Source organism: Clostridia bacterium (genome assembly GCA_017394805.1).
Classification (GTDB): domain Bacteria; phylum Bacillota; class Clostridia; order Christensenellales; family CAG-1252; genus RUG14300.
Window position 1 is genome coordinate 35,282 of sequence record JAFPXC010000015.1, and the last position, 19,149, is coordinate 54,430.

Annotated in this window: 13 protein-coding genes; 1 reads left to right on the plus strand and 12 read right to left on the minus strand. The window is 55.5% G+C overall.

Annotated elements, in window-relative coordinates:
- Positions 1–29: 29 nt before the first annotated feature.
- From lgt to II896_04305, 4 genes are read right to left on the minus strand one after another with little or no spacing between them, the layout of a single operon-like run.
- Positions 30–911, minus strand: a complete 882-nt coding sequence (lgt, locus tag II896_04290) for a prolipoprotein diacylglyceryl transferase (protein ID MBQ4443864.1) — start codon at positions 909–911, stop codon at positions 30–32.
- Positions 912–920: 9 nt separating this feature from the next.
- The gene (gene rimO / locus II896_04295; protein ID MBQ4443865.1) at positions 921–2,234 is read right to left on the minus strand and encodes a 30S ribosomal protein S12 methylthiotransferase RimO; all 1,314 of its coding nucleotides are present in this window, start codon (positions 2,232–2,234) and stop codon (positions 921–923) included.
- A complete protein-coding gene (locus II896_04300) occupies positions 2,227–5,973 on the minus strand; it encodes a hypothetical protein (protein MBQ4443866.1) in 3,747 nt (1,248 codons plus the stop codon). The genes rimO and II896_04300 overlap by 8 nt, the downstream gene beginning before the upstream one ends.
- Positions 5,960–7,210, minus strand: a complete 1,251-nt coding sequence (locus II896_04305) for an insulinase family protein (protein ID MBQ4443867.1) — start codon at positions 7,208–7,210, stop codon at positions 5,960–5,962. Before II896_04305 ends, II896_04300 begins: the two co-directional genes overlap by 14 nt.
- Before the next feature lie 257 nt (positions 7,211–7,467).
- Between II896_04305 and II896_04310 the strand changes: the two genes are divergently transcribed.
- Entirely contained in the window at positions 7,468–8,172 is a 705-nt protein-coding gene (locus II896_04310) for a polysaccharide deacetylase family protein (GenBank protein MBQ4443868.1), read from the plus strand.
- A 263-nt stretch (positions 8,173–8,435) separates the two neighbouring features.
- Here II896_04310 and II896_04315 read toward each other — a convergent pair whose 3' ends face one another.
- The 8 genes from II896_04315 to secD form a co-directional block, all read right to left on the minus strand.
- Entirely contained in the window at positions 8,436–10,586 is a 2,151-nt protein-coding gene (locus II896_04315) for a polyribonucleotide nucleotidyltransferase (GenBank protein MBQ4443869.1), read from the minus strand.
- Between the two features lie 108 nt (positions 10,587–10,694).
- Complete coding sequence (rpsO, locus tag II896_04320; GenBank protein ID MBQ4443870.1) at positions 10,695–11,033, minus strand: 30S ribosomal protein S15; 339 nt, start codon at positions 11,031–11,033, stop codon at positions 10,695–10,697.
- Positions 11,034–11,165: 132 nt separating this feature from the next.
- The gene (hemZ, locus tag II896_04325; protein ID MBQ4443871.1) at positions 11,166–12,557 is read right to left on the minus strand and encodes a coproporphyrinogen dehydrogenase HemZ; all 1,392 of its coding nucleotides are present in this window, start codon (positions 12,555–12,557) and stop codon (positions 11,166–11,168) included.
- Entirely contained in the window at positions 12,554–13,228 is a 675-nt protein-coding gene (locus II896_04330; protein ID MBQ4443872.1) for an MBL fold metallo-hydrolase, read from the minus strand. The genes hemZ and II896_04330 overlap by 4 nt, the downstream gene beginning before the upstream one ends.
- A 294-nt stretch (positions 13,229–13,522) precedes the next feature.
- Positions 13,523–13,966: a D-tyrosyl-tRNA(Tyr) deacylase gene (gene dtd, locus II896_04335; GenBank protein MBQ4443873.1), complete on the minus strand. Its 444-nt coding sequence runs from the start codon at positions 13,964–13,966 to the stop codon at positions 13,523–13,525.
- Positions 13,963–16,278, minus strand: a complete 2,316-nt coding sequence (gene recJ, locus II896_04340; GenBank protein MBQ4443874.1) for a single-stranded-DNA-specific exonuclease RecJ — start codon at positions 16,276–16,278, stop codon at positions 13,963–13,965. Before recJ ends, dtd begins: the two co-directional genes overlap by 4 nt.
- A 254-nt stretch (positions 16,279–16,532) precedes the next feature.
- A complete protein-coding gene (gene secF, locus II896_04345) occupies positions 16,533–17,660 on the minus strand; it encodes a protein translocase subunit SecF (GenBank protein ID MBQ4443875.1) in 1,128 nt (375 codons plus the stop codon).
- On the minus strand, positions 17,653–19,032 hold the full coding sequence (gene secD / locus II896_04350; GenBank protein ID MBQ4443876.1) for a protein translocase subunit SecD: 1,380 nt from the start codon (positions 19,030–19,032) through the stop codon (positions 17,653–17,655). The genes secF and secD overlap by 8 nt, the downstream gene beginning before the upstream one ends.
- Between the last annotated feature and the right edge of the window lie 117 nt (positions 19,033–19,149).

Consider the following 19,149-nt stretch of genomic DNA (forward strand, 5'->3'; position numbering starts at 1 on the left):
TACGTCGGTTATTTCCTATTTTCACCCGCCTACGCCTCTTGGGGCAAGTCGTCGGGTTCTTGCGCTTTTTCCACGGGGTAGCCGTCCTTATACCACACGCGCTCCCCGCATTTCAACCTCTTCACCAAGCACATCACCACGATGGCCGCCACGCACGCCGCCGCCAACACGAAGCATATCACCTGCACGAGGTTGAAGCCCAATTTGTCCTCAAACGTATTGCTCTCCACGCGGAAGAACTCCATCACGGCGCGGGTAAGCGTGTACCAAGCGGCGTACCCCAGCGTGCCGAAGCCTTTGACGTCCACGCGCTTGTACAAGAGGGACAGCACCCCGAAGCCCACGAGATTCAGTACAAACTCGTAGAAGAAGGTGGCTTGGTGCCAACTCATATCCGCCGCGATGAAGACGGACAAGGGGAACCATTGATGCGCCGTATTCGTCACCAGCTGACCGTACAACTCCTGGTTCATGAAGTTGCCCCAACGCCCGATGGCTTGCGCCAACAGGGCCACGGGCAGGATGATATCCGTCGAACGGATAAAGTCCTTCTTGTATATCTTGCACCAGATGAGGCCCGCCAACGCGCCGCCCGGCACGCCCCACAGAATGGTCAATCCGCCCTCCCATATCGCTATGGTATTGACGAACGCGTCCCAGTCGTAGGGTTTCACGAAGTAATGGCTGTAATTCGCCACCACGTACCCCAGTCTCGCCACGATCACCGCCACGGGTATCACGATCAAAAACAAGGTCATCATCTGGTCTGTCGTAGCCTTCAACCGTCTCATTCGCCGTATAGACACCCACAGTGCCAACAGCATACCGAAGGTAATGAAAATACCGTACCAGGCCACGCCTTTATTGCCTATGTAAAAGGCGATGGGATCCACTTTTCCCGTCCAATGCATATTGCCTCCTTATTCGATGGGCGCTTTCGCCGTCCCCACCAGGTCCAATCTGGACGCTTTTTCTATCCTCACGACGTAGTCACACCCCATTTCCACGGGGAAGTCCGCGCCGAAATACACTTTATTGTCCATCTCGGGGTGCGCCCACTTGGGGTGTCCCACGAAGCGGTTGCGGTCGTAGTCCACGGCGTCCATCGTCACCGTTACCTCTTTGCCCACGTAGCCTTCCGCTATCTCGCGCATGATGGCGGACTGCACGCTCTCCACCCGTTTGAGCCGCGCCTTTTTCACTTTGGCGGGTATCTGCGGCATGGCGTAGGCGGGCGTGCCCTCTTCCCGCGAGAAGGAGAAGAACCCCGCGTATTCTATGCGGTAGGTCACGAGGAAGTCGACCAGTTCGTCCACGTCTTCCTCGGTCTCCCCCGGGAAGCCGACCATAAAGGTCGAACGCACGCGGATATGCGTATTTCGGCGGATATAGTCCATCATCTTACGCAAGTCTTCCGCTTTGCTTCTTCTCCGCATCGCGTGCAGCACGTCATCCGACGCGTGTTGCATAGGCACGTCTATGTACTTGGCCAAGTGTTCGTCCCGCTCTATGCGGTCAAGCAACGCTTCCGTCACCTGTTCGGGGTAGCAGTAGGTCAGGCGAATGGTCTCCACGCCCGTCTTTTCCAACCTGTCTATCAGTCCGATTAGATCCACGTCCCCGTCGCGATACCTCGTCACGTCCTGCGCCACGAGGATGAGTTCGCGCACGCCGTCGTCCACCAGGCGCTTGGCCTCTTCGACCAATTCTTCGGCGGGCGTCGATACGTACGGCCCGCGTATTTTGGGTATCGCGCAGAACGCGCAGCGGTTATTGCACCCTTCGGCCACTTTTAGGTAGGCGTAATGCCTCGGTGTTGTCAAGATACGGTCGGGCGAGGCGGCCACGGGTTTTACCTCGGTATTTTTGCGCACCTCTTTCTTGCCTTCGAGAACATTATAGACGGTTTGCACGATGGTTGTATAGTGCTGATTGTCCAAAAAAGCGGACACCTCGGGCATCATATCATTCTCGGCGATTTCGGGATAGCGCATAGGCAAACATCCCGTCACGATGATCTTCACGGGGTGCGTCGCGGCCTCCATAATCACGTCGATACTCTCCTTCACCGCGCTTTGCAGAAAGGAGCAGGTATTGACGATCACCACATCGGCCTCTTCGTAGGACGAAACTATCTCGAACTCCTCCGAGAGGAATCCCAGCATATTCTCGCTGTCCACGCGGTTCTTATCGCATCCCAGGCTCACTACGCCCACTTTCACTCTATCACTCATCGTCGTCCCTATACCCGAATATCTCGTCGCAGTCTTCGGGCGTTATCAATACTTTACGCGGTTTGGATGAGCCGGGTATGGCCTTCTCCACGAAGCCGCGCGCTTCCATTTCGTCCACCAGCAAGGCCGCACGGTTGAATCCCAGGCGGAACATACGTTGCAGGCGGCTTATACTCAATATACCCTGCTCGGCGGCGGCGCGGGTTGCTTTCTCGAACAAATCCTCTTCGCTCATTTCGCCCTCGGCGCCGTTGTCCTCTCCGTAGTCGTCGCTCCCGCCGATCTTCCCCGTTTCCTCTTGGAGCGCGTCCTCTTTGAAGATGCTGTTTGCCACGGTTTCGTCCACCAAGCAGTCGTTGTTTTCGCGGATATTATCACAGATAATATTCACTTCGTCGTCGGTCAGGAATGGACCTTGCAAACGCTTCAACTCGTTGAACTCGTTGCTCATAAAGTACATATCGCCCTTGCCATACAACTTCTCGGCGCAGCCCTTTTCCAATATGGTCTTGCTGTCGATTTGGCTCGCGGTCTTAAAGGCCACACGCGTGGGGATATTGTTCTTGATGGTACCCGTAATGACGTCCACCGAAGGCCGTTGCGTAGCCACGATTACGTGAATACCCGCGGCACGCGCCTTGGCGGTCAATCGGGCGATGCGCACTTCGAGGTCGGCGGCGTTCTTCTTGCTGGATGCCATCAAGTCGGCCAACTCGTCGATGATGATGAGGATATAGGGCTGTCTGGGCAGGTTGCCCGCCAGCAACTTGTCGTTGTAGTCGCCCCAACTGCGCACGTTGAGATCGCGCATAAGGGCGTAGCGGCGTTCCATTTCCTCGATACCCCAGTCCAACGCCTTGATGGTATTGGCGGGCGTCACGGCCGCCTTGCCCAACAGATTGTGCGGCAGGTCGTTATACACGCCCATTTCCACGCCGCCCTTGGGATCGATGAGGATAAACTTGACGTAATCGGGCTTGTAGTTGAACAATATCGAGCAGATCAAGGTATTCAAGCACACGCTCTTACCGCTGCCCGAACTACCCGCGATGAGCATATGCGGACCGGACAATATGTCGCAGTAATAGGGCTTGCCCATCACGTCCACGCCCAGCACGAAATAGAGCTTCTTATCTTGACGGAACTTACTCGAAGTCAACAGGGGTTTCAACCCCACGCGCGACCGCGTCTTGTTGATGATTTCCACGCCGATAGCGTCCATATTGGGCACTTTGGGCACGATGTTTATCTCTTCGGACAGGCACATTTTACGCACGATATCCTGCCCGAGGTTGCTCACGCGCTTAAATTGGATACCCTCGCCCAAACGTACGGCGAATTGGGTATACGTAGGCCCGCGGGTATGCCCGATGACGTGCACCTCCATGCCGTACGAGGCAAAGGCTTCTTCGAGGCTTTTGCTCATCTCCTCGTAGTCTTCGGTATCCTCGGGGGGCGGGTAATCCTTCAGTAGGTACAGAGGCGGTGCCGAATACGGCCGCACCTTTTTCACCTCTTTCGTATCGGGTGCCAAGGCGTGCGCTTCCCGTTGCGTTCTCTCGTCGGGCGTGGGACGTTGGCGCGGTTCTCTCGGCTCACGCGACTTATATTGCACGGGGGCGGGCGTGGGCTCGACCGTCTCCTCGACGGGTTCGGGCGTTTCCACGATCTTGCGCTCCACGAAACCGCTGAATTCGGACTTGGGTGCCTCGGTCTCCTCGCGTTCCACGTAGCCGATCTTGTCCACGGGCGCCGCTTGGACGGCGTCCTCTTCATAATCCTCTTCCTCATAGTCGTCCGCGACGTAGTGCAGCGCGGCGTCCAGATCGCTCTCGGGCTCCTCTTCAAAGGTCGGGTATTCTTTCGGTTTCACGCGGTCCGCGTCTTCGGGGCGCAGGGGCGCATTGCCGTACAGCATACCCATACTGTCCGCGTCCGTCCTATACGCGGGTGCTTGTTTGGGTTCTTCGCGGTAGACGGGCGCTTGCTTGGGCGCGACGTATGTGGGCGTTTGCCTCTCCTCTTCCCCGTACGTCGGCGTGGGCTTAGACTCCTCGCGATACGTGGGCGCGGGCGTAGGCTCTTCCCGCCACGGGGCACGATCCTCTCCGTATTCTCTTCTTTGCGGTTGGACGGGCGCTTGGGGCGCTTCGTTGCGCTCGTAGGGCGCGGGCTGCTCTTCTCTCGTCACGGGGTTATGCCGATTGACGTACGCGCCGTTGTCGGGTATCTTGTACACGGCTTGCCCGTTGGGCGTTTCCTCGCGGGGCGCGCGGCGTTTCTCCTCGCGCACGGGGCGCGGCGTGTCCGCTTGGGGGTGTCTCATCTCTTCTCTCGGTTGATACGATCCTTCGCTTTGCGGCCGACGATTCTCCCCCCATTGCGGTTCTCTCGGTTGATAGGGGTTCTCCTCGCGTTGCGGCGCGCTTTCTTCACGCGGCACGAAGAAATTTTCCTCGCGCGGCGCTTCTTCCTCTTCTTTTCTTTGAGCTTGCGCGGCTTGATACTTCTCCCACGCCGAGGGCACCACCGTTTCGATGGTCTCGCCCGCCGCTATGCCTTGCGGCTTGGGTTGCGGCTTGGGTTGCGGTTTGGGTTGCGGCTTGGGTTGCGTTTGCGCGGTGGGCGTATAGGCGGCGAAGGATTGGGGCGCGGGCGCCTCGCCGAACAAAATGTCGTACGAGTTCTGTTTGCGCTCCTCTTCGCTCATTCTCTCTCTGGGCACACTGTTCACGGGCTTGCCCCAATCGACGTGCGTATTTTGTCTTTCGCCGAATTGCAGGGGGTGCTCGACGTCTTTCGTCGGATCGTATCCTTCTTCTTCCTTGCGCACCCGACTGCTCTCGTTTTTCATTCCCAGCAAGAGGTCGAACGCATTTTTCCGTCTTTCGTCCATACTTTCGGGCGCGCCCATTTCGGCGGCCTCGCGCTCGTCTATCAAATCCAACTCTTCGGGCTCGGTATTTTCCATATTGTCGTTGCCGTTGGGATAGGAGTAGTCAAAGGTTTGTCTTCTCTTCTTCCCGCGCGCCTTGTTTCCTTTATCGGTGCCGTCCACGGTTTCCACAAAGAGTTTAGGCTCGGTTTCCGCCTGCTCGTCCTCGGCGCCCGCCGCGTCCGTAATGACGCGTTGCTCTTTGGTCGTCAGCCAAAACGGATATATCATCGAAAACAGCACGCCGAAGAATATCACGGCCAATATAATGCCGCTCAGGCGCAACCCCACCGCGTTCAGGAAGGGATAGGCCAGCAAAGACAACAGCGCGCCGCCCGAGGTCGAACTCCCGTTTTTGTACACCGCGCCGAGATAGTCGCCGTAACTCACCGTTCCTTTCTCGACCGAAACCGCGTCAAAGACGGCGTACGAAGACCACAGGTGCGAAAACAGCGCCACGACGAACGCCATCACGCACGCACCCGCTATTATCCATTTTTTATTTTTGCTCAACTTGCGCTTTTTCTTGCCGCCCGCCAGGCCCACGGCCATCAGCACCACGACGGTCAGCGCGTACGCCACGCCCAGCCAGCCGAACGTGCCCAAAAAGAACGCCTGCGCCTTCGTGCCCACGGCGCCTAAGGTCATCAACCCCCACAGCACCGCCAGCACCAGCGCCACGATACGCACGATATTGATTCGCTTTTCTTTCTTGGCTTTTCGTTGCTGTTTGGCCTTGTCCTTTATACCCGACGACTGTCGTTTTTCACCCAGCAGCATACGGTCGTAGTTATTGGTTGCCATCGAATACCCCCTTACAATCCACGTATTCGGGCGCCACCACACCCACGGCGGGCGCGGCCGCGAATACGCGCTTTATCAACGCGTTTATTTTGTCCAAGTCGACTTCTTTTATCTTGTTTATCTCCTCGTCCACATCGAACGCCTCGCCTTTATACATCAATCGGCGGGCCTGCACGCGCATCACGGACATACCGTTTTCCATACCGAAGACGTAATTGCTCAACGTCTGCGTTCTGCCGCGTTCCATCTGTTCGCGGTCGATGCCCTTCGCCTTCAGGTCCTCCACGATTTTCGCAATGGTCCGCAAGGCGATATCGGCCTTGGCGGGCGTCGTGCCGATATAGATGCAATACGCGCCCATCGTGCGATAAGAGGCAGGATAACTGTACACCGAGTACGCCAAACCGAGTTCCTCGCGCACCTTTTGGAACAAGATACTGCTCATACCCCCGCCCAACACGGCGTCAAAGACGTTCAAAGCATAGGTGTCTTCGTCGTAGCGTTTCAGCCCGTCGTACACCAGCACCACGTTGCATTGTTCCACGTCCTTTTTGCGGAAGCGTTGCACGGCCTTGCGCGGATAGACGGCGTCGGTTTTTTCCACCGCGCCCGCGGCGAAGTGGAAATAGGTCTCGGCCAAGCGTACGACCTCGCGCTCTTCCACGTTGCCCACGACCGACAGGACGATATTTTCCTTGGTATAGTAGCGTCTGACGTGCGCGAAAAGGTCTTCTTGCGTAAAGCCTTCCACGTTCTCTTTCGTGCCGAGGATGGGTCTCGACAGGCTGTTCTCACCCCAAAACGCCTCGGCGGCGAGGTCTCCCGCCAAATCGTCGGGCGCGTCCTCGCTCATGGCGATCTCCTCTATGACGACTTGTTTTTCCTTCTCGAGTTCCTCTTGGTCAAAGGTCATATTCTGCACGATATCGGCCAATATTTCCACGCATTTTTCCACCGAATCGTCCACGCATTGCACGTAAAAAGCGGTCTGCTCCTTGGAAGTAAAGGCGTTGATATTCGCGCCCAAATTCTCGCTTTCGCGTACGATATCGTAGGCCGAACGCGTTTTTGTCCCCTTGAAGCACATATGCTCGATGAGGTGGCTAATGCCCGAGTTTTTTTCGCTCTCGTCCATACTGCCCACGCCCACGAAAACGCCCCAACACACGCTTCTCACGTTGGGGTTATACGCATACGCTATTCTCAATCCGTCGTTTACAACCAATATCTTATTCATAGTCACTATTCTACCATTATAAATTATACTACAATTTATATAAATTGTAAAGGAGTTATTTCCAACTCTTCCCACAAATATACCCGACCCCCTCGCTTCAGGCCTCTTTCTTTCCGCAACTCGCCATAGGCGAACTTCACTCAAGGCAACGCCTTGAACTTCACTGCGAAGCAACTTCACTTTCGCATAGCGAAAACTTCACTCACGCTTCGCCGTGCCCCACGCATATTCCCCTTTCATTCCCACTATACTATACAATGAAACACCGCACCCTTTTCACCCTATCCAACCTCGTCATTCTCATAGTACTCGTCGCTTTGGCGCTCACCGTCACGTTCGCGGGCAATACCGAGCCTGCGTTTGCCCCCGTTCGCCGTGGGAGCGAGCCCGACACGGTCGCTTTGACCTTCAACGTTTATCTCGGCGAAGAGTACGTTCTCGCCATCGCGGATATCCTTCGGCAGTATGCTATTCCCGCCACGTTTTTCATAGGCGGCTGCTGGGCGAAGAAACACCCAGAAACTTGTCGTTTTCTCGTGCAAAACGGGCTTTCTATCGGCTCGCACGGCTATTCTCACCTCGACCACGGCACGCTCGATTACGCCGCCAACGTCAAAGAGATCAACCGCGCCGAAGAGGCCATCTTCGCGGCTGCGGGCGTTCGCACCATCCTTTTCGCGCCCCCTTCGGGCGCCTACAACGAAGCCACGCTCAAGGCCGCCGCCGACCTCGGTTACACGGTCGTCATGTGGTCCAAGGACACCATAGATTGGCGCGACCAAGATCCCGAACTCATCTATATGCGCGCCACCCGCGACATGACCGCGGGCGACGTCATTCTCATGCACCCCACCGCCGCCACGGTCGCCGCACTCCCCCGTGTCATCGAAACCTACCTTTCGCACGGCTATCGCTTTCTCTCCGTTCCCGACCTCACGAGCGGCGCCTCCCAAACGAAATAACAGCATACGTTTTCATCGGCGGCTTCCCGCGAGCGCATCGGCTCTACCGACCTATCCCGCCGCATAGCGATATATCTCCGTTGCCAAAGGCAACTATTTTCACTACATCCCCGACGAACGTCGGATTTCACCCGCTCGCGGTTCGAGCGGATTTCTCCTTGCCATAGGCAAGATTTCGCCCAAGGCAACGCCTTGGATTTCATAAAAAAAAAAAAAAAACGCGGACTGTCTTTTGGACAGCCCGCATTTTTTATCTTGTTTTCTTACAGTTTCTTGACGAGTCTCAAGTCGATGCCCTTTTGGCTGATCTTGATGACCTTCACCAACACGCGGTCGCCGATATTCACCACGTCTTCCACTTTCTCCACGCGCTCTTTGGAGAGCTTGCTGATATGGATCATGCCGTCCTTGCCGGGGCACAATTCGCAGAACGCGCCGATGGGGATGATACGCGCAACGGTGGTCTCGTACTCTTCGCCGACCTCGGGGTCTTTGACGATGGTCATAATGATCTTCTTGGCCTTCTCCGAACTCTCGCTGTCCATACCGGCGATGAACACGGTGCCGTCCTCGGCGATGTCGATCTTGACGCCCGTCTCCTCGATGATCTTGTTGATGGTCTTGCCGCCCGAACCGATGACGTCCTTGATCTTATCGGTCGCGATGCTGAAACTGATGATCTTAGGCGCATACTTGCTCAATTCGGGTCTCGGCGCGGGCAACACGTCGGTCATCTTCTTCAAGATGAACAATCTGCCGTCGCGGGCTTGTTTCAGGGCCGTGCGCAGAATCTGCTCGTCGATACCCTTGATTTTGATATCCATTTGGATAGCCGTGATACCTTCCGAGGTACCCGCCACCTTGAAGTCCATATCGCCGAGGAAGTCCTCGAGACCTTGGATATCGGTCAACACGACCACTTTATCCGACTCGGTGTCCTTGATAAGACCCATAGCGATACCGGCCACGGGTGCTTTGATGGGCACGCCCGCGTCCATCAAGGCCAAAGTGGAGCCGCACACCGACGCTTGCGAGGTACTGCCGTTAGAGGACAAGATCTCGCTCACCGTGCGGATGGCGTAGGGGAAATCCACTTCGCTGGGCAACACGGGTTCCAACGCGCGCTCGGCCAAGGCGCCGTGACCGATCTCACGACGGCCGGGGCTGCGCAAAGGTTTGGCTTCGCCCGTGCTGTAGGGGGGCATATTGTAGTGGTGCATATAGCGTTTGAAGACGTCGTCGTCCAACCCTTCGAGCTTTTGCACGTCGCTGATGGTACCCAAGGTACAGGTCGTCAAGGCCTGCGTTTGACCGCGCGTAAAGACGCCCGTGCCGTGCACTCTGGGCATAACGCCCACTTCGCACCAGATGGGACGGATCTCGGTGAGGGCACGACCGTCGGGACGGACGCCCTTATCCAAGATCTTACGACGCACTTTCTCTTTCTTCATCGCGTACATCGCGTCGCCGATTTCGCGGGCTCTGTCGGGGAATATCTCCGCGAAGTGCTCGAAGACGTCCTTATCGAGGGCTTTTTCGCGCTCTTGACGCTCGTTGCGATCGAAGGCTTCCAAGGCGTAGTCCATCTTTTCGGACGCGTAGGCTCTTACGGCCTCGGTCACGTCCTCGCCCACGTGGTAAATTTCGATTTCGGTGTTCTTCTCTTTGCCGCAGTCGGCTTGGATGGCCGAAATCCAGGCGACGATCTTTTTGATCTCTTCGTGACCGAAGAGGATAGCGCCCAGCATTTCTTCCTCGGTGATCTCTTTCGAGCCGGCTTCCACCATCATGATGGCGTCTTTGGTGCCCGCCAAGGAGAGGTGCAATCTCGATTTTTCACGCTCTTCGGCGTTGGGGTTGATGACGTACTTGCCGTCCACCATGCCCACCACGACCGAACCGGTGGGACCTGCCCATGGAATATCGCTTATGGACAACGCGATACTCGAGCCCAACATGGCGTACGCCTCGGGCGGAATATCGGGGTCGACCGACATCGCGGTAGCCACCACGGCCACGTCGTTAAAGAGACCTTTGGGGAACAAGGGTCTGATGGGACGGTCGATCAAGCGGCTCACCAAGATGGCCTTGTCGCTGGGGCGACCTTCTCTCTTTTTATACCCGCCGGGAATTTTACCCACGGCGTACATTTTCTCTTCGAAATCCACACCCAAAGGGAAGAAGTCCATACCCGCTCTCGGGGCTTCCGACATCGTGGCGTTGACGTTCACCGCCGTATCGCCGCAACGCACCAAACAACTGCCGTTGGCTTGTCCGCAATACGCGCCGATTTCCACGTCCACTTGGCGACCGCCGATCGTGGTGCTGTAAATCCGTCTTTCGGCGTTGCCGATCTGCTCGATACGGCACTCGCCGCCCGTTATGGGGTACGATTTGATGATATTCTTTTCCATAATACCTCCGTTTGCACAATCCGTTGTGCGCATATATATTTTCTTTTTTGTTTTCTTCGTTTTTCTTCACTTTGGAAAAGGGGGTGCAAAAATGCACCCCACGTTTCCTTACTTTCTCAAGCCCAAGGCCGCGATCAACGCCTTGTATCTCTCGATATCTTTTGCCTTCAAATACGCCAACAATTTCTTTCTCTTGCCGATCATTTGCAACAAGCCGCGACGGCTGTGGTTGTCTTTCTTATGCGTGGCAAGGTGGGCGCTCAACTTATTGATACGGTCGGTCAGCAAAGCTACTTGCACTTCGGGGCTTCCCGTATCGCCTTCTTTCAAGGCAAATTGTTGGATGATCTTGGTCTTTTCGGACACGACGGGTTCGGCCGCCGTTTCTTCTTTGACTTCGACTTCTTCTTTGATTTCTTCGCTTGCATTGATGACTTCTTCTGCCATTTTTATATCCTCCTATTGATTCGCCATGCGCTATGTAAGCCGTAAGCGAATCGGCAAACTCGGCGCAAGGTATTTATACCTTAGATATATTATATCACTTTTTCTTATGTGTCAAGCGTTTTGCCTTTTTTCTTATGCAAAAAAACTTTTCTTTTTCTCCAACACTTCCTCTATCCGCTCGTTGAAGCCCTTTATCTCCTTTATCTCGGACAGCCGCTCTATCCGCCCCATCTCGGCGAACACGCGCTTGCTGATGGCGCCCGCGCCCGACGCGTGCACCGAATGCGTTTCTTCCATAATATCCACGTTATACACGCAGGCTTTTCCTCGTTTCGTATAGCCCACGTTTTCCAATCGGCCCTGCGTGTTCTTTTGCCGATACATATAATAGGGCGCGTAGCCCGCCTCTTTCAACCGCGTGTAGGCATAGTCGCTCATCTCCATAGCGAGGGCGTTATTCTGCGCGCTGTCGTAACCCGCGAGCATCAAATTGCTGCCGCGTTTCACGGACAAACTATGCACGGTGATATTTTCAGGCTCGAGTTCAATTGTCTTTTCCAACGTCGCCGCGAAGTCGTCCAGCGTTTCGTCGGGCAACATGGCGATGAGGTCCATATTGACATCGAACTTGTCTTTGACAAGATCATACGCACGGTAGATATCCCGAACCGTATGAGCGCGCCCTATTTTCCGCAGGGTTTCCTCTTTGAACGTCTGCGGATTGACGGACGCTCTCGTCACGCCCGCCGCCTTCATCACGGCCACGTTTTCTTTGCGGATGGTTTCGGGACGACCCGCCTCCACCGTAAACTCCTCGCCTTTGGCGTCGAAGGCAGTCAGTATCTCTTCCAGCTGATAGTCGGGTATCGAGGTCGGCGTACCGCCGCCCACGTAGATAGCGCGCCGCCGCACACCGAGGTCAAAAAAGGAGCGCACGCCCCGCGCCAAATTACGCGCGTAGTCGTCCATTTGCTTTTTCACCTTTTGGTAGGTCTCGGCGATAAAGCTGCAATAGGCGCACCGCGTAGGACACACGGGGATATTGGCGAAGTGGTCGAAAGCGTCGGTATCCACGTTATAGATACCCTTTTGCGCCTCTACGATATCCTCGATGAGCCGTACTTTCCGCTCGCTCACGCCGAAGTAGTCAAGAAGCATAGCGTGCGAGTCCAACCCCTCGTCCCGCATCTCATAATACAACTTGGTAGGGCGGATCCCCGTCAAACTGCCGTACGGCAGGGCCACTCCCGTTGTTTCCCGCAGCGCGTTATACACGGTTTTCTTGACGAACCACTTATAGTGCCGCAGGCGCAACAGGGGGTTGCCGTCTTCCCAACAGGATTGCTCGTCCTTCCACACGCGCCCGCCGAAGCGCACTTCGACCGCATAGCGGTCGGTCTCCTCGGCCGACACCGCCAACACCTCGCCCGCTTCGTCCCATTCGACGTAGGGATAATAGGCCCGCACGAGGTCCATCAGGTCGTTATACAGTTTTTCGTCTTCACACGCCAAGCGACATTTCATACGCGATTGATCATATTGCGATGGGAGGCTCTGCCCACCGTACTCTTGGGGGTATATTCCGTCCAATCTTCTCCGTCGAATCTTGCGACGTGTCCGCCCAAAATAAAGGCCTCGGGCGGTGATTCCCGCCACAATTTTTGCCCGCTTTGGTACAATTCTTTCTCATTTCCCGTCGGCAGGTTGCTGTTGCCGCAGATCAAATCATTCATCACGGTATCGCCCGCCGCCAGATACGCGTCGTCCACGAGGTAGCACACACCGTCACGGGTATGCCCCGGCGTGTAGATTGCCCGCACGCGGAACGCGCCTATTTCGTAGGTCTTTTCCTCCACCTTCACGTCCACCGTCCAGGCGGGCGTGGGATAGTCCACAAATCCCGCGCACCAACTTCCGTCCGCCAACATCCCTTCGGTGTAGGGCGAAGCGTACACTTTGGCATGGGGAAAAGCGGCTTTCAGTCGCGCGGCGTTGGCGGTATGGTCGAAATGGCTATGCGTCACCAATATCGCCCGCAAGGTTGCCCCCGCCGTTTTCAACACTTCGGTCAAGTCTTTCACGTCGGCCGACGCGTCCACCAGAAGCGCGTCCCCGTCCTTTGCCAACACGTAGCCCGTCTGCTCTCCCGCCGTATAATCTATCCCCGATATCGCATATACTTTCACTTCACTCATCGTCGTCTTCTATCGTCATTGCACGCTATCAATAGCGTGATTTTTTCTTTCACTTGCACCAATTGCCTATTCCAAACAGTACGCATAACGTAGCCTCGGCCAAAGAATCCCATCGCAATTAAATAAACGTCATTCCGAGTTTATCGAGGAATCCCATTGTGAGAGGCACCCACCTTTCACTTTCACCAACAGGCTATTCACCACAACTTGCGCCAAGCGCAAACTTCACTCAAGGCTACGCCTTGAACTTCACTTGCAACGCAAACTTCACTTTCGCATCGGCGAAAACTTCACTCACTTTGTCGTTTCGACAACGACGTTGATCGGCCCGTCCGCGATGCTCTCTATCTGCATATCCGCGCCAAAAACCCCACATTGCACGGGTTTTCCCGTATATTTCAACACGCTTTGTTTGAGGTAATCAAACAGGCTTTTGGCGTCGCCGAACGCCATCGCGCCCGAGAAAGAGGGGCGGCGCGAACTCGCGTCGCAATACAAGGTGAAATTGGGCACCCACAATACGTCTCCCGCCACGTCCAATACGGACTTATTCATCTTGCCCGCGTCGTCCTCGAAGATACGCATTTTATACGCGCGGTCAACCGACCAATCCACCTCTTTGGTGCCGTCTTCGGGGCCGAATCCCACGTACACCAAGAGGCCGTTTTCTATCTTCCCCACCACTTCGCCGTCCACGCGGCAGGTGGCGTATTTTACTCGTTGTATCACTATTTTCATAGGGTTCCTCTCAATTTGTTCAGCGTATTATACACGCGTGACGCCGCGAGGTCGAATGCCGTTTCGCGGATCTGCAGGCGGAAGCCCTGCCCCACCTGTATCACGCCCAACTCGTACAGTATATAGAAATGCGCGTACACGTCGGCCACGTAGCAGCCCTTCAGTTGCATCTCGTAGCACAAGTCGTCCAAGGTTTTGCACTTATACAGGTCCAATCTACGCATTCCACGAAGGGTGGCTTGCACGTCCGTCTCCGTCAGGTGCAACTTCGCGATTTCGTCGAGGAAGCCGTATTGCCGCAACAGCACCAACTCTGGGTTGGGCGCTTTGCTACCCACGTAAGCCAAATACCCCTTGGACAAGGGCGCGTCGAGGAATACGATACTGCTGTAGTACCGCCACCCCGCCGTGTCCGTCGGCGCGACCAGCAAGGTATTGAGGGGATTATCCTCGGTCTTACCCACCGCCAGCCGTTTCAAGAGGTCGCGCTTGCCGGCCAAGAGCAACTCTTTCATGAAGTTTTGCGCGCTCTTTGCCCCGAACGCCACGAACAGCACGCCGAATGCCCCTTTGAGGTCGGCGATTTCTTTCTTCACGTCGGACATACGCACGCCCACTTCTTGGGGCGGATACAATATGGTCTTCAAATAGTTGCCGAAGGCGGGCGCGCTGTCGCGCAGTTTCTCGCACCCCGCGGTCACGACGTCCGACACAGACAACTGAATATAGCGGCGATTTTGATACGTGCGGTACCCCCAATCGCAATAGTAGTCGAAACTTGCGCCCGAGCGCAAAGCGGTCAGCAAATGCAATCCGCCGAAGGCAATCAACTCGACCTCGGGGGATAGTTTGCTCTTCACGTGTTCGGTCTCGCCTATCCGCGCCAACGAGCAACCCTCGCTCGGCACCACGAACTTGGGCGTCGGGTTTCCCTCGCCAAAGGGTTCCAACCGTTGCAAATCGGCAAAAAAGGCCGCCTGCATACTTTGTTTGTCGTAGCGTATATCCGCCTTTCGTTGGGGTACGAACGCGTCGTCGGGGTAGGTCTTTCGCAAGTAGTCGTTCAAGTCGTCCGCAAAGGCGTTGAGGTTTTCGCGTTTCACGCTCATACCCGCCGCGCCCGCGTGTCCGCCGAATTGCACCATTCTGTTTTCCACGGCGGTGAGCGCCTGCACGATATTCACGCCTTCGATACTCCGCGCGCTCCCCTTAAAGGCGTCGCCCACGTTGGACAACAGCACGACGGGGCGGCCGAATTCCTGCACCAACCTTGCAGCCACCAAGCCCAGCACTCCCGACTCCCACTTGTCGTCCCACAGCACGATCACGCGGCGTTCCATCAAATCGTAATCTTTCAATTTCTCCTTGGCGGCGGCGGCCATCTGTTTGGTCAGGGCCTGTCTTGCGGTATTGGCGGCGTTGATTTTCTCCACCAATTCGCGCACCACAAAGTCGTCCTCGGTCAAAAAGAGTTCCACCACGTCGGCGTCGTCGTTCAGCCGCCCCAACGCGTTGATACGGGGCGCGATGCGGTAGCCGATATCGCCCGCGGTCACTTCCCCGTCCAACTCGCACGACTTTATCAAAGCGGCCAACCCCTTGCGTTTGCAAGCGTTCAACGCTTTCAATCCGTAGTACACGATCACGCGATTTTCACCCAAGAGGGGCATCACGTCGGCCACGGTCGCCAAGGCCGCCAAATCCAGATACTCGTCGGCGGTCGCCTTATCCGACATCGCCTCCACCAATTTCATCGCCACGCCCGCGCCGCACAGGTTGCGCAAGGCCTCGTCCTCTCCCAACTTGGGATTGACCGCCACGCAATCGGGCAGTTCCGCCAGCGGCTCATGGTGGTCGGTCACCACGATATCTACGCCGAGGTCGAAGACGTAGGCCACTTCCTCCACCGAGGTAATACCGCAGTCCACGGTCACGATGAGGTCGGGATTATAGGTTTCTATCACTTTTTCAACGGCTGTTTCGGACAATCCGTAGCCGTCCTGCCGTCTGGGAATATAGTACACGACGTCCGCGCCTTTTCCCCGCAAAAACAAGGTCAAAATGGTGGTCGCGCAGATACCGTCGCAGTCGTAGTCGCCGAATATCAATATTCGTTCGCCCGCTTCGATAGCCTCGTTGATGCGCGCAACCGCTTCGTCGATATGCAATATACCCGCGGCGGGGTGCATATCTTCCAAGGCGGGATACAAAAACTTTTTCGCCTCGTCGACCGTCGTCACACCGCGGTCTTCCAGCAACTTCACGATTTCGGGATGCACGCCCAACAATTTCGACAATTCTTTTATTTCCATACTGCTCCTATCGTTCCAACGCACACGCGCACGCACCTATTATTATCGCGCACGCATAGCGAACTACAAATAACTATTATATGTATATTATAATTCTCGCTCGGCTTTCTGTCAACCGCCACTTGTCCATTTTATCACCCGTTTCACCCGCTCGCGGTTCAAGCGGATTTCGCCCGTTCGGCAGAGCGGATTTTCCCCAAGTCCGTACCTTGCTCTCTCCACAAAAAAAGCGGCCGCAGCCGCTTTCTTTGTGTTTACTTTCTCTTGTACTTATGCGTCACGTTCGCCGCCACTTTCTTTTTCTTCTTGGCGGGTTTAGCGGGCGCACTCGCATTCGTTTTCACCGCCGCCACGTTCTCGTAGCCGGCGTTCTTGGCCTTGCGACGGAACCAAGACATACGCATTGCCACGTACAAGCTCGGCGCGATGAACAAGCTCGTGAAGACGCCCGACAGCAAGCCGAAGATTACGGGCAGGCAGAACTCGCGCACGGCGTCCACGCCGATGATGCACAGCACGATGACGGTCAACATAGTCGTGATGGTGGTGGCGATACTTCTACCCGTGGTCTCTTGCACGGCGCTATCCACCTCGAAGCCGATATTCTCGGCGGTGATGGTGGTACCCTTATTCTTCACGTGGTCACGCACGCGGTCGAACACGATGATGGTATTGTTGATCGAATACGCAACGATGGTGATCAAGGCGGCGACGAAGGTGCTGTTCACGGGCACGTGGAAGAGGATGGTCAAGCTGGTCATCACGATGACGTCGAACATCAAGGCGATGAGGGCCGCGATACCGCTCCACAACTCGAAACGGATGATGACGTACAGAAGGACCAACGCCCATGTGATCACGATGGCGATGATGGCTTGACGCACCAAGCGCTTGGCGCTGCCGGCCGAAATGGCTTGCCAACTGATATCCTCGCTGCTGTTATTCACGTCGTAGCCCATCTCGGTTGCTTTGACGGCCACTTCGTTGACGATTTCGTTATTGAGGTCGCCCAACTTGTCGTCGTCCTCGGCGGCGTTGAAGTACTTGATGTACACGGCGGTTTCCTCATTGACGCCCGTCTTTTGGGGTTCGGAGGCCGAGAAGCCTTTGTCCTCGATGATTTTCACGAAAGCCTTGCTGACGTCTTGGAACTCTTGGTCGGTGAGGTCACGCCCGACTTTCACGGTCAACGCCGTACCGCCGGTGAAGTCCAGACCGAGGTTCATACCTTGTTGCGCGGTGTGATTGACCGCCGCAAAAATACTGAAAGCAATGATAGCGGCCAACACGATGACGGCGGGCACCAAGAGGTAAATATTCCACTTACCCGCGACTTTGAGGTTAGAACCGATATTCATCAAATTAAATTTCTTCTTACTCATCGTCGGCACCTCCTTCGTTGGTTTCCGCTTGGGTTGCGGTTTCCTCCGCGACTTGGGCACTTTCGGTTGCTTCGCCTGCGCCATCGGCCACGGGCAAGCTGTACCACTTGGGCTTATTGCCCGCCAAGGCGTAGATGCTATACACCAACACGCGCGATATCAACAGCACCGTAAACATGGAGATAATGATACCGATCATCAACGTGATGGCGAAACTCTTGATGGAACTGCCGCCCACGAACAACATGACGATACAACCCAAAATGGTGGTCACGTTGCCGTCGATAATGGCGGGCGTCGCACGCTTGAAGCCCTGTTGGATGGCGGGATGCACGCCCATACTCACGGCCTGTCCTAGGCGGAACTCATCGCGGATACGCGAGAAGACGACGATGTTGCCGTCCACGGCCATACCGATAGACAGGATAACGCCCGCGATACCGGCCAAGGTGAGTTGCACCCAGGGGAAGATGCTCATAAAGAAGATATAGAAGGTCGAGTAGAACAACAAGGCAATGCTCGCCGCCACGCCCAGCAAGCGGTAGAACACCACCATGAACACGATGACCAAGGCCAAGCCGATGAGACCGGCGATGACGCTCGTCTTCACGCTGTTGGTACCGAGCGAGGGAGAGATCGTGTTCGACTCCACCATGGTCAACTCCACGTCGAAGGCGCCCGCTTGGATGCTGATGGCCAGGTTATTGGCCTCTTCGTAGGTGTAGTTACCGGTGATGATGGCTCTGCCGTTGGCGATCACCGAGTTGACGGTGGGGCCCAATTTCCATTCGCCGTTGATCCAGATGTTCAAGGCCTTGTTGAGACGCTCCTCGGTGGCTTTCGCAAACAGGGTTGCACCCACGTTGTTGAATTCGAGGGCGACCACGTAGCCGCTGTCGCTGTCGTAACTGACGTATGCGTTTTCCACGTATTCACCGGTCACGTAGGTGTTTTCTTCGGTGAGTTCCTCGCCGCTACCTGCCGAGCTGAACGCCAAAGAGGCGGGTTGCCCTATCAAGGTGAAAATGGTCTCGGGATCGTCCACGTCGGGCACTTCCACACGGATACGGGTGTTGTTGTTCTCTAATGTTACCACTGCCTCGGTGAAGCCCTTGTCGAAGAGCATATCCTCCAAGCTGTCGGCGGTGCCTTGCATTCTGCCTTCCAAATTTTCAACGTCGGTCGAACGGGGCTCGAACACGGCGTAGACGCCGCCCTTCAGATCCAGGCCCAACGAAATGTTTTTGGGATAAGCCACATAGTCGTAAATGCCCAACTGACCGTTGTCGAGGGACATAAAACCGAACACTATGCCAAGTACAATCAGCACGCTAATGATGGATAACACCACTATTGCTTTCGTTTTATTCACTAAAATAGCCTCCTATTTTATTGTGTACTAAATAATTATATATAAAGAGTCCCCCCAAGTCAATCAAAACGATATAAATAAAATTTATATCTCACACTTTTTTCTGCGCTTTTCCCT